Origin of the sequence: Pedobacter ginsengisoli, from assembly GCF_002736205.1 — a bacterium.
Taxonomy (GTDB): Bacteria; Bacteroidota; Bacteroidia; order Sphingobacteriales; family Sphingobacteriaceae; genus Pedobacter; species Pedobacter ginsengisoli_A.
This window is the reverse complement of the sequence record NZ_CP024091.1, coordinates 1,521,691-1,534,787: the sequence shown is the minus strand read 5'-3', so window position 1 is coordinate 1,534,787 and position 13,097 is coordinate 1,521,691. Positions and strand designations below refer to the sequence as shown.

At 37.0% G+C, this 13,097-nt stretch carries 10 protein-coding genes; 1 reads left to right on the top strand and 9 read right to left on the bottom strand.

Features of this window, described 5'->3' with window-relative positions:
* Positions 1-18 precede the first annotated feature (18 nt).
* The 6 genes from CPT03_RS06250 to CPT03_RS06225 form a co-directional block, all read right to left on the bottom strand.
* Positions 19-1,188, bottom strand: a complete 1,170-nt coding sequence (locus CPT03_RS06250; RefSeq protein ID WP_099438032.1) for a DegT/DnrJ/EryC1/StrS family aminotransferase — start codon at positions 1,186-1,188, stop codon at positions 19-21.
* Positions 1,185-2,627 (bottom strand): lipopolysaccharide biosynthesis protein, encoded by a 1,443-nt coding sequence (locus CPT03_RS06245; RefSeq protein ID WP_099438031.1) that lies wholly within the window; start codon positions 2,625-2,627, stop codon positions 1,185-1,187. The genes CPT03_RS06250 and CPT03_RS06245 overlap by 4 nt, the downstream gene beginning before the upstream one ends.
* Positions 2,628-2,636: 9 nt before the next feature.
* Positions 2,637-3,638 (bottom strand): acyltransferase family protein, encoded by a 1,002-nt coding sequence (locus tag CPT03_RS06240; protein WP_099438030.1) that lies wholly within the window; start codon positions 3,636-3,638, stop codon positions 2,637-2,639.
* Between the two features lie 18 nt (positions 3,639-3,656).
* Positions 3,657-4,184: a UpxY family transcription antiterminator gene (locus CPT03_RS06235; protein ID WP_099438029.1), complete on the bottom strand. Its 528-nt coding sequence runs from the start codon at positions 4,182-4,184 to the stop codon at positions 3,657-3,659.
* Positions 4,185-4,368: 184 nt separating this feature from the next.
* Positions 4,369-6,663 carry a GumC family protein gene (locus CPT03_RS06230; protein ID WP_099438028.1) on the bottom strand — a complete coding sequence of 765 codons (2,295 nt, stop codon included), beginning with the start codon at positions 6,661-6,663 and terminating at the stop codon, positions 4,369-4,371.
* Between the two features lie 29 nt (positions 6,664-6,692).
* Positions 6,693-7,427 (bottom strand): polysaccharide biosynthesis/export family protein, encoded by a 735-nt coding sequence (locus CPT03_RS06225; RefSeq protein WP_245869989.1) that lies wholly within the window; start codon positions 7,425-7,427, stop codon positions 6,693-6,695.
* 302 nt (positions 7,428-7,729) lie between these two features.
* Between CPT03_RS06225 and CPT03_RS06220 the strand changes: the two genes are divergently transcribed.
* Positions 7,730-8,578: a universal stress protein gene (locus CPT03_RS06220; RefSeq protein ID WP_099438026.1), complete on the top strand. Its 849-nt coding sequence runs from the start codon at positions 7,730-7,732 to the stop codon at positions 8,576-8,578.
* On the opposite strand, the gene CPT03_RS06215 is transcribed toward CPT03_RS06220, so the two are convergent.
* Genes CPT03_RS06215 through CPT03_RS06205 form a run of 3 tightly spaced genes read right to left on the bottom strand, consistent with a single transcriptional unit; the run spans position 8,575 to position 13,097 of the window.
* Complete coding sequence (locus tag CPT03_RS06215; protein ID WP_099438025.1) at positions 8,575-9,831, bottom strand: DUF2264 domain-containing protein; 1,257 nt, start codon at positions 9,829-9,831, stop codon at positions 8,575-8,577. The genes CPT03_RS06220 and CPT03_RS06215 overlap by 4 nt on opposite strands.
* The gene (locus CPT03_RS06210) at positions 9,828-11,267 is read right to left on the bottom strand and encodes an alpha-L-fucosidase (RefSeq protein WP_099438024.1); all 1,440 of its coding nucleotides are present in this window, start codon (positions 11,265-11,267) and stop codon (positions 9,828-9,830) included. The genes CPT03_RS06215 and CPT03_RS06210 overlap by 4 nt, the downstream gene beginning before the upstream one ends.
* Before the next feature lie 45 nt (positions 11,268-11,312).
* Positions 11,313-13,097: a RagB/SusD family nutrient uptake outer membrane protein gene (locus CPT03_RS06205; RefSeq protein ID WP_099438023.1), complete on the bottom strand. Its 1,785-nt coding sequence runs from the start codon at positions 13,095-13,097 to the stop codon at positions 11,313-11,315.

Sequence of the window (13,097 nt, the reverse complement as noted above, 5' to 3'; positions counted from 1 at the left end):
TTTTGGTTAAATAAGCAATTAAACAGCGCCATTTTGTAAGCCGGCAAATACTGGTTGCAGGTTATTTACAGGAATTGTATGATTCAGTTTTCCATTTACAACTGGTCGGTCGTAATTTTGTACCCTTAAAATCACCCTTGTAATCAAATCCAGATCGCTACATGTTAATGTATGATATAGGGGCAGGCAAAGAATCCGTTTTGAAATAGAATCACACACAGGTAAATATGTCGACGTAACAAAAGGCAATTCAGAAAGTGATGGGTAAAAATATCTCCTGCAGTAAATTTTCTCATTCTCCAGGGCCTTTAAGCAACGCAACATCAAATCTTCACTATCAAAAAGTACGGGGAAGTAAGCATAATTATAATCCAGGTTCCCATTAAGTTTGGGATACTTTGCTTCCAGATCACTTAGTGCTTTCCAATAGTAAAATGACAATAACCTTCTCTTATCCAAAATTTCATCAACCTCTTTCAAATTGCACAGACCCATCGCAGCATGAAACTCACAATTTTTTCCATTTATACCCAGTTCCGAAAATTCATCCGGTCCATCATGACCAAAGTTTCTCATCAAAGCCATTTTCTTTAGTAATTCCGGGTCTTGAGTAAAAACTGCTCCCCCCTCAATCGTATGAAATACTTTAGTAGCATGGAAACTTGTTGTACTCACATCACCATAAGCAAACACAGATTTGTTTTTGTATTTAGTACCAAAACAATGGGCCGCATCATAAATTACCTTTAATGAATACCTGTCTGCTATTTCCTGTATTGCATCAATATCACACGGATTGCCATAAACATGAGTAGCAAGAATTGCAGAAGTCTGAGGTGTTATTGCAGCTTCAATCTTTTTAGGATCTATATTAAAAGTCTCCTCATCAATATCCACAAATACCGGTTTACAGCCCTCCCAAACAATGCTATTTGTTGTTGCCACAAAAGAAAAAGGTGTAGTAATAATTTCCCCAGTCAAGCCCAGAGCTTTAATAGCAATTTGCAAAGCAATGGTACCATTCGAAACAAACAGCAAATGCTTAAGCTCCAGATAGCTCTTAAGTTTAAGTTCAAGTTCGTTTACAAGTGGGCCGTTGTTAGTAAGCCACTGGCGTTCCCAAATACTGTGAATGTACTCTTCAAATTCGTGAACTTTTGGTAGAAAAGGTTTGGTTACAGGTATCATCTCTTTAGGATTAATTGTTTAAAATCATGAATTGGTGCAAGCTTTAAAATTGAACTGCTGGCCAGGTAAATCAATGAGAAAAACAGACCATCTATTATAATTCTGGTAATATCTAATAGCTGAAGTGAGCTGAAACACAGCATATCAGCAAGAAAGCATAATATCCCTGCAAATACAGATGTAGCAATGATTGGAACAATGTCACCAATCTGTTCACGAATCGGGTAATTGATAAGTTGTCCGCTATAAATTGAGTTAATATAATAACCCAGAAAATTGAACAAGAGCTGAAAATACAGCAGTCCATAAATTCCAAATGGGAACACGCACAATATGCCAACTACACAAATCGATTTTTTTATAAACTCAAGTTTCAGGATAAGATCACTCCTGCCTTTTACTTTTAAAATATTTAAATTATATGAATGTAATGGGTACATAACACCCGCCAGACATAGGATTTGAAAATAGGGAACTGCCGGCACCCATTTGCTGGTTAGCAGAAACCTGAACAATGGTTCAGCTACTACTGCCAGAAAAATCAAAATCGGGGCATTCCAGAAAATAACCTGTTGCATTAATCTTTTATACACCCCTTTTAGTCTCACATCATCATCAGATATCGAGGCGAACATCGGATAGGTTACTTTATTTATTACTGCCGATATGTTTGCAATTGGTAATTGACTAACCGAATCAGCCCGCGAGTAAAATCCCAGTTGCGTGGCAGAATAAAACTTACCAATAATTAATACATATATATTTTTGTAAAGAATATCAAGTAGCCCTGTCAGGGTCATTTTATAACCAAAATAAAAGTGCTTCTTAAAACATTCTTTATTAAACACTAAACTGGGTACCCAACCAGAATAAATCCAGTGCATTACGGTTGATAAAAAAGACTGAAACAAACCCATCCAAACCAAACTCCACACGCCATAGCCTTGCCATGCTAAAAAAACACCTAACAACCCTCCTATCAATACCGCTGGAATCTGAATTTTCATTTGAATTTTAAAATTCATCTCCTTTGTTAACCGTGCATTCTGCACACCATAAAAAGCATTTATAATAAAATCCAGCGCATAAACCCTAAGAATCAACGTAAGTACGTCCTGATGATAAAATGATGATATCAAAGGCGCAAAGAGGTAAATAATGCCATATAAAACAACGCTCCCACCCAGATTAAAAAAGAAAACCGTTGAATAGTCATCCTGTCCAAGATCCGATGATCTTATTAACGATGACGCCAAGCCACTTTCTAAAAGAGAGTTACCTACTGCAATAAATACAGCTAACATTGCTATGAGGCCAAATTCTGCCGGAAGTAAAATCCTGGCCAGAATAATTGTAATGCAAAAGCCAATTAGCTGCACACTAAACTGCTGCGTAAAATTCCAGATCAACCCTGAAATTGTTTTCTTCCGTAAAGACATCTAAATGATTTATTTCTGAAAGGAACCCGAATAACGGGGTTTACTAAACCTGTAGTTCCTTAAAAAATGAAGTATTGGTTTTTCCAAAAACCGTGTTACCAGCCATGCCACAGTTATCATACAAACAATCCCTATAAGAATAACCAGAAATTCATTAGGTATGTATTTTCCTATTTTTCTCATCAGCACAAAACCAATGTTTTGATGCAGCAGATAGAGCGGGTAAGAAATATAGCCAAGAAATACAAAGGGCTTCCACGCAAATACCTTAAGCTTATCGTAAACAAATAGATAAAACAGACAAAATATTGTAAAGAATACACCAAGGCAAATCAAAGTCGGATTCTCTATTACTCCAGCCAAAAAGCAAAAACCTATTAAAATGTGTTCACGCCAATCGCCTTCATTAAATTTAATTCTGTAAAAAAGAATTCCGGCCAAAAAAAACATCCCATATTGTAAATTCAGCAAATAGGCTCCAAAAGGCAGTTTAAACAAACTATTGCTAATCATTAATGTTAACCATATCACCGCTATTGTCCTTACTTTGCCTAACATTTTGAGCTGAAACAGCCCACCCATAAAAGCATAGAAAAACAATTCAGGTATCAACGACCAATATGCCCCATCTACATTCTTTATCCCAAAAACGCCTTGTATCATGCTCATATTCATCAACAGAATCGAGATGCTATTTGGCTCCATTTTAGGATCCTGCGAAATATTTACGATTAGAAATGTAATAAACACACAAATCCAATAAGTCGGATACAGTCGTGAGAACCTTTTATAAGCAAAATCTTCCAACGAAGTTTTTCCCTGAAGCGACATAAAGATTACAAAGCCGCTGATCATAAAAAACAGCTCAACTCCATAACGACCAATGTCCCAATCAAATTTTGAAGGATAATTATGGCCAAAATTTATTCTGAACTTAGATGTATAATGAAATACAACTACATTAAGTGCAGCAATTCCCCTTAAAACATCCAGTTCTTTTAAGCGTACCATAATTCTATAAAGTTTGTCTTAGTTAATCAGTTCCAGACTATTGATAGCTACTTTAGTAGTCAAAACACAATTCAGGGTGTCTATTACCACAATCACAGTTCTTTCCTGAATTTTAACCACTTTGCCTTCTTTCAAATTCATCAAGCCCTCTTTTATTTTAACTCTGTCGCCAACTTCTAAATATTGCATTGCCAACACCTCAGTATCAGGAAATACCTCAAGGCAATGCTTAATATCTTCTATAACACTATCCCTTACCTGTGCCGGTTTTCCCATGTAATAAACAAAGTTCAATACCCCCAAAGTTACCCTCACTTTAAGCTCTTCTCTAGGATTAATGAATACAAAAACATACGAGTTAAATATTGGAAGCTCTACTTCTTTAACTCTGTCTGCCCACTGATTCTTTACCTTCCTTGTAGGGCAGTAACTGGTAATTCCCTGTAGTTTAAGTAATTCATCCACTTTTTTCTCCCATCTTGGGCGGGTGTAGATCACATACCATCTGCGTGGCATGTTGGTTCTGATAGTTGGCAGATTTTCCATAATTTGTTTGAGATTATTAATTAGATAGTGGTCAGATATAGCTTCGCTACCTCACTTACATGATATTTTGTAGTTTTAGAGAAAAATTCAGTTCCGCACCGTCCATTTTTTTGAATATATCGGCCTTCTATTTACCGATCTGTCACCTAATCCCCCCTCACTAAACTTTAGTACCTATTAGCTCCTAGCCAGGATAAGCGTAACCACCATAGCGGTAAGCATTCTTATTCTCTTTCTTAGCATCATTAAATACAACCATAGGATTTACCAGTCTCCGGTTCTCGCATATCTCTTCAAATATTGCCAGATCAGCCTTGTTGGTATAATTGTATCTAACCAGGTAAATACTCGAATCTGCGTATTCTGCCAATGTAAATGCATCAGCTACATGGCCAATCGGCGAAGTGTCTACAATTATATAATCAAACCGTTTTCTAAGCTCATGGAATAGAATTTTCAATTTATGACTCATCAGAATCTCTGCCGGACTGTCTGATATCTCTCCGCAGCCAATCACATACAAATTATCAGATTGAGGAGATTTTGTCAAAATATCATCAATAACCACGTTTTCCGATTTTAGGTAATCAGATAAGCCCAGTTTCATTTGCATATTCATGTTGTTCAACAAATCTGGTTTCCGTAAATCAAACTCCAGAATTGCGACTTTCTTTTCAACCAACGACAGTGTGATGCCCAGATTGATGCTAAAAAATGTTTTGCCTTCACCTTTTGTGGTAGATGTTACCAATAGAACCTTATTGTTCTTATTCGTATTCATAAACTGCAGATTCGATCTTATATATCGGAACAGTTCAGAAATAGTGGTGCTTTTATCTTTATGCACAACAATAGATTCTCCAATTGCCTTATGACTAAGCTCCCCAAGGATTTTTCCGTTTACAGCTATGTATTCAATATCATAAATATCTTTAACCTTATTATTCAATATATCTTTAACATAGATTATCGAAAACGGAACAAATAATCCAGCCATCATCCCAAGCATATAGATCATTTGAACTTTTGGTTTTGCCGGAATCGGATTATAAGCCGGTCTGTCTATGATCTGAGATGTAGGTATAGTGGCTGATAACGAAAGCTCTGTTTCCTCCCTTTTTTGAAGCAGATACTGATAAAGTGTTGTCTTAACACTTTGTTCTCTGCTCCTTTCCAGCAATCCTCGTTCAATTACAGGCACGCTGTTTAATTTAGCAGCAAACTGAGAAGACTTACTATTCAACTTATTTTTCTCTAAAGTTAACCCCCTTCTTATCATACTAAGGTTCTCTAACAGATTGGCTTTTAAACTGGTTAATTGTTCAGTAAGATTTATAACCAAAGGATTACTCACACTGTTATTTCGTAGCAGTCTTTGTCTTTCTATTTGCAGGTCATTATATTTCTCGGTAAGGCTTAATAAAGTCGGATCCTTTAAGCCAAGAGTACTGGGAACCAATTCAAACTCACTATCAGCATTTTTCAGATAAGAAATTATAGACTGAATAAGGCTCAATTGTACTTCACTAGTTGATAGCTGATCATTGTAATTGCCCGACGACTGCAAGTTCATCTGCGCATCAGCGCTTAATTCAGTAATTCTATTATTCCTTTTGTAGTTCTCTACGTCTTGTTCAACACCAGATAAATTACTGGTCAGCATTTTCAATTTACCATCAATAAACTTAATAGTGTTTAAGGCCATTAAATTCTTATTGCTCACATTCTCCTGGTTATACCTGTAAATCAATGTATTCAACAGATCCACACCGCGTTGTGGTATGGCATCCATAACACTTAACGAAACAGTATTTGCATCTTTAACAACAGGTAGTATAACCAAGCCACTAGTGCTGTAAGCCTGAGCCAACTGGTATAGATCTACAAAGCCGAAGTGCACTGTCTTACCAGTAGCGTCAAATGCAGGCCCTTTTTCAACCACAATACTGAATTGAGGGCGTGTAATTTTATTACCAAAACGGTAAATTGTTTGTTTACCTTCTTCACCTAAAATAAACTGATCATTATTAATAGGTTTCAAAGTAAGTTTTAAGGTATGTGCTTTATCAGCAATTTTTTCAACAAGCACTTCCATCGGCAAATTGCTTCCGTATAGTTCCTTCATTTTCAATGGAAGCTTGTAATGATAGCGTACATTCATTTTAAGATCAGTCAATACCTTAAAAATCAAATCCCTTGACCTCATAACCTCCATCTCGTCATCAACAGTTTTAGCAGTCTTAAACATATTCAGATCACTAAAAGCAGTTCCTTTCAACAAACCATCGCCTTTTGAATCATCCTGAACAAGCAAAGTACTGGTTACCTTATATTTAGCTACAGTAGCCTGAAGATACAGCCATGCACCGCCAAGGCCTAAAAGCAATGCAAGCCCAAAGAAATACCAATACTTAGCATATTTCATAATCTGCACCTTCAAATCAGGGCTGTTTATCGGAGTTTGTTTATTAAAAGCCATCTCTTTAAGTTTAAAAGATTAACACTGCCTTACTTATTCAAAAAAGTTGTAGCCAAAACAGCAACAGCAGATATGGCTGCAACTATCAAAGGCATTAGCCTATTATTATTACTTACCTCAACTGACTTTGCTTTATCAGGTTCTACGTAGATTACGTCATTCTGTTTCAAATAGAAATATGGCGAACTAAGTACATCTTTACTATTAAGGTTTACGCGTTCCATTCTCCTCTGCCCATCCACTTCTCTTATAAGTAAAACATTCTCTCTTTTACCGTATGGCGTCATATCACCAGCCAATCCTAATGCTTCAAGCAGATTTATTTTTTCACTGGTTACCGTAAAGGTCGATGGGTGGTTAACCTCGCCTATTACTGTAACCTTAAAGTTCATAAACTTGATATTTACAATGGCATTCTTCACATACTTATTAAGTTCCGATTCCATAAGTGCCTGTGCCTGGCCTACTGTTAAACCCTGTAGTTTAATTTGTCCAATAACCGGAAACTTTACATAACCTTGTTTATTTACTCTATATCCTTCTCTTTCATACATTCCACCCATAGTTGGACTGCCTGGAACAGGGGCAAACAAAATATTTGATTCGGGGCTGGTACTGTTAACGGTAATACCTAATACATCATTCTCAAGAATGGTAGGCTCCCCGGCTTCCAAAACTTGTGAACTAATTTCATTCGTTCCTTTCAGATCGCTGAAATAGACCAAATTCCTTTGGCGGGAACAGCTACTTAATATTATTAACATTAAGTAACATAAGAGGCATCTTAGATTCATAAAATATAATTTAAATTAAACACAATAAATGTTTGATTAAATACTATGATATGAATTTACAGACTTATTATAATTCATGAACCATACTTTAACTGGTTGTAAACCATTTTGTAAATATTTCACAGTTTATTTCACAGACCTGTGAAATATTATTCACAAAAAGTAGGTATAAGTTTCTCACAGACTGAGTAATTACACAGTCTGGATTTTTTGAAAACCAAAACATTTAGCAGGTAATATTTGTTAAAAAAGGAGAAATCAAGAGCGGATCTATGAAAACCATCATCATTGCAACTGATTTTTCTGCATCTGCATTAAATGCAGCAAGGTATGCGGCATCATTAAGTACACAACTTAATGCAAAGCAAATCGTATTGTATCATTCATATGAGTTGCCTACTGCTACTGAGATTCCTTTCCCTGAAAATAGGGATGCTCATGCGCTACACGAAAAGTGCATCAGCTCTCTTCATAATTTACAAGCAGCAATTTTAGATTTATGTGCCTCAGATGCCTCCTTTGAAATTCATGCGAACGATAATCCTTTAATAATGGGTCTGCAAGAGCTATCAGAGCAATATGCAGATCCCTTTGTAGTAATCGGTATAACCGGAAAAAGTAGAGGACTTACTGCACTAATTGGCAGCAATACAATAAGCATCTCCAAAAATCTGACTGTACCCGTTCTGGTTATTCCTAACGAATCCAATTATACAACTATAAAAAACGTAGTATTAAGCTGCGACTTAAAAGAGGTAAGTGAAAGCAGCCCCGTAGATACCATAAAATCTTTTGTCCATGCTTTAAGCGCTAAACTTCTTCTATTAAATGTTGATCACAATGAATCAACCCATTTTAATCCCGATAGCATCACTGAACAATACAACTTGCACAAGTTATGGGATAATGAAACTTCCGAGTATCACTATACTGATAATCCGGATATTGCATTAGGGATAATGGACTTTGCCAAACAGCATCAATCCGGCATAGTAATAATAGTTGCAAGATCCTATGGATTCTTTGAGGGGCTTTTTCATAAAAGCATGACCAGAAAACTGGCCTTAAGCACACAATTACCTTTGTTAATATTAAAAGAAATCCATCAGAAAACCCATTAGTAATCCACATGGTAGTCCTTTTGGAACGATTGTCCGCTCCAGGCTTTTTTTGCAGTCCAGTCAACAGGCTCTTGAGTCCAGAACAAATTTGTTGCAGGTAATCCCAACGGCAAAAATGATAGTGTAGCCATATAAAGACTACCTGTAGATGTATAATAATCTGCAATCTCGGGCTGGTGTCCGCAAAATCCCAGTTTCAGCCAATTGTTCTTATCAAAAGTCCCTGGCACGCTATACATATTCTTTTTAACCTTAGTTAAAGCACACCTAACCTGAGCTGGCGCGATAGTTTCAGGTAGCTTTTCCATTAGCGCAACCTGGCTTAATGCCTGAAAAGCACCGGTTCTATAGGTAATAGAGCGGCCAATAGGTGGATATGTTCCCTCCGGAGAAATCATTCTTTCCTGACCAACTGCATAACGCTGCATTCTTATTAGTGCAACATCGTAAGTTTTCTCTTCTTCCAGTTTATGATCAACCAAAACCCGTAGCGTATCAACCATCATTGGGTGTATTACAAAAGAATTATAGTAATCAAAAGCCAAATTTGGCCCATCACCATACCAACCATCACCTTTATACCAATCATTCAAACTCTTTACCCCATGCATCAATCTGCCGTTGTCATACTCCTCTCCAATAGACAGTAAAAATGCCTCTGTAATAGAACCAAACAATAACCAGTTGCTATTAAATGGCTTCCTGTTCCTTAACGATTTAAACGAGGCTATAATTCTTTGTTTGGTTAAAGAATCCAAAGGTTGCCATAAAGCTACAGGTGCCCTTAAAAAGGCTTGAGCCAGGTATGCCGAATCTACAATTGGTTGATAATCCTTTGAGAAGTTTAAAAGATCAGCACCGGCAGGATCAAAACATTTATTTAAGCCAGTAATCGCATCTTCTTTCAATCCCTTTCTCATTATACCTTCCCTGCTATTATCATTGGGCAAAGCAATCCAGGGTGCAATTCCCGCATAAGTGCGACCTACCGCTTCAAGATAGGTCACACTTAATGATCTGGAATCAAAAGTAGCTGATTTTTCAAGTGGCATATTTTTTTTCAATGTGCCCTTAGCCAGATTGGATACCACAGGATTAGCAATTTTATGTAAAAGTTCATACCAGTATTGCCTGTCGTTCTTGTATAAACTTAAGCTTTCAGCGTGCTGTTCTGCTGCTAAAAGCTGACTTGGTTTAACTGCACCAGCTATTCCGGCAAATGACAGGGCTTCTATAAATTTCCTTCTTCTCATATTTTGGCCTTTTCATAATTATTTCCCCCATTATTTTCCTTTTTCTTTGTATCCAATACAATTACAAAAGGTTTAGCTTCAGTAGTGGGTTTGGCATAAATAAAATATTCATTGCTATGCACTTCCTCTACTCTTAAATCCATATTTGGATTAGTAAGCAGATAAGATTTCGCAATCGCAGTTTTTGCGGGCAATTTTACACGATAAGCGCCCGATACCGGTGTATTAAATATAATCAAATACACTTTATCTTTTTCCCTCTTCTTTGTAAAATAACCCCAGTCTTGCTTCTCTAACCCGCTATATTCACAATTGTATATCGCCTCGCTGTTAACCTTCATCCAATCCCCTATTTCCGATGCAAGCTTTTTCTCTTCATCACGAATAGAACCATCACCCTTAGGACCAAAATTCAAAACAAAATTACCTCCCAATGAAACAGCTTTGGCTGTCATTTCAATTAATTCATTTGAACTTTTAATGTGCCCTTTCCACGCTTTATTGTATCCCCACTGATTTTCAGGGATTGTCATAACACAATCCCAATCATTACCATGAACATCAGCAATTGAGTTTGGAAGTTTACGCTCCCAGCCTTGTTCATAATCCCCCATTAATACATTGTTAGAGTCAAAATGGCGTTTTCCATATTCATCTGCTCTAAATCGACTTCCTATAATCAAACCCGGGCGGAGCTTTCGCATTTCAGCTTCCAGTTCATCTGCAAACTTAGCCTGTTTAACCCACGATTTATCCCAGGTACCATCAAACCATAACCCTTTGGCTTTTGGATACATTGTAAGTAATTCTATCAGCTGATTGCGGGTAAACTTTTTGAACCCCTCAAAAGCGATGCTGTCCGCCTTGGTTTTTATATCATAACGCCATCCCGGATGGTTCCAGTCCATAATTGAAAAATATAAGATCACATCTAAACCAGCCTTATCATAAGCATCAACCAGTGGCTTCATAATGTCTTTTTTCCACGGGGAATTGGCTACAGTATACGAGGTATACTTACTTGGCCACAAACAAAAACCGTCATGATGCTTAGTGGTAATGGTTACATATTTTGCTCCCATATTTTTGGCAATCGAAGCCCACTCATCCGCATTAAAGTTTATAGGGTTAAACTTATATATTAAAGAATCATAGGCCGACTTAGGTATCCCATTCCACGATCTGATCCACTCTGCTGCACCATTATACTGTTTGCCATTCCATTCTCCCCCAGGAATAGCGTACAAGCCCCAATGAATAAACTGTCCCAAACCGTTACCTCTCCATTTCTGCATTACAGAATCAGTCCGCTTACCCTCACGGTGCGAGCCATGCTTTAGTTTTATCCTTTCAGCATTTTGAGCGTAAGTCGTACTTGCAATTAAAATAAATAATAATTGTAGGGCAATAAAGCGTTTAATGGGTTTTCTAACCATGATTTACTGAATATGTGTGTCTTATATTTTTATTAAATAGATTATTTATTTCCAGTTTGGATTCTGAACCAGCTTGTTATTTAAAAGCAAATCCTCTGTCGGAATTGGAAATAAGTAGCCCTTTGTCTCATCAAATTTGCGTCCTGTTGGTATTGTTTTAAAATACGGTAGTATGTAACCCTCGGCGCTTAAATATATATCCTTATTAACTACTACAGTTGGGAATTGCGATTGAACAAACTTAATTCCCTCAACAGGAACATTAATTAATTTACCCGCTTTCCATCTCATTAAGTCATCCCAACGGGTATTTTCAAATGCCATTTCCACCCTTCTTTCCCTGCGAATCTCTCTCAATAAAGGATTAATTGGAACTCCAACATAGGTTTGATATATTCCATCCAAACGTGAATCTGCAGGCTCATTGCCCATAATTAAGTGAGGCATTCCTACGCGGTCCCTTAGTTTATTAATTGTCTGATCAATAACCAGCTGATTAATTTCACCTAATTCATACTTTGCTTCAGCATAGTTCAACAGTATTTCCGCAAAACGAAATACAGGTGCAGCCTGTTGGCCGTTAGTAACTCTTTCCCAGTCTACCGGACTATTATAGAACCATTTAGCCAAACGATAACCTGTAGGGCACTTATTCCCATTCATACCCGGTAAGTTTGGCAATGGAGCATTATTTGCGCCTTGTATGGTAGTACTTGCCAGATTATAGGTTCCAAAATTTGCAATAGTCTGTGTTAAACGCGGGTCGCGATTCTCCATCTCTGTTTGAATCGATTCCTTACCTTTAAATAAGGGGCTTGTCGAAATTGTTAAGCCATCAGAACATAAATATTCATCTACCAGGCTTCTTGTAGCTCCAAACTGATGCCTTAAATTTTGTGCAAAATAGCGGCTAAAAGCGGCACCGTAAGTAACCGCTGTAGAATACTCCCTCCACATAATGACTTCAGTGTTAGTTTTATAAGATTCTGTAGCAAATAAACTATTATATACCGTATTATGGTCTCCCTGTACTAAGCTGTATTTATTAAGCAATGCCTCCGATGCTTCAACGGAATACCTTAAATAGGCATTTGGATCCAGACCCAATTCCGTATGATACTTCCTGTAAGTTCCTTCAAACAACCCTATTCTTGATTTTAAGAAAAGCGCCATATCCTTATTCAAACGATTGGTTTCTTCACTTCCCTTAGCAGGTAAATAATCAATAGCCTTATTAAGAATATTAATTACAGAGTCCATTACCTGTGCTCTTGGAGTTCTGGCCTCAAAAAGTTCCGGCGAGTTAATGTTTAATGAATGCTGTAACCACGAAACATCCCCAAATAATTTTACCTTATTAAAATAATCCCAGGCTTTAAAGAAGTAAATTTCACCTAAATATTTGTTAGCAACATTATCCGGCAAATTAGCGCGTTTATAATTATCTATAAAAAAATTCAGTTGTCTTATCCCTTCAAAATTCCAACCTCCAGAGCCACTACCACCAGATAGGTAAGCTATGTATTCGTCAGTTCCCACTTTTGAATAGGTAAGTGGCGCGGCATTATCACTAATTACATCACCATAAACCAATGTATTCACATTTACCCCATAAGGCTGAACTGTACCATCGGCAAAATCGGTTCCAAATCCAACAATATATTTCGGGTAAAGGCTATTAGTATAAAGTTTCAGGTCATTCTCAGTTTTCCAGTAATTTTCATCAGTGATCTGATCCAAAGGATATTTGTCTAACAAATTCTTTTTGCATCCAAAAAGCAGTAAGCACGATATTACTCCTAATGTATATATGTTTATGTTCCTTTTCAT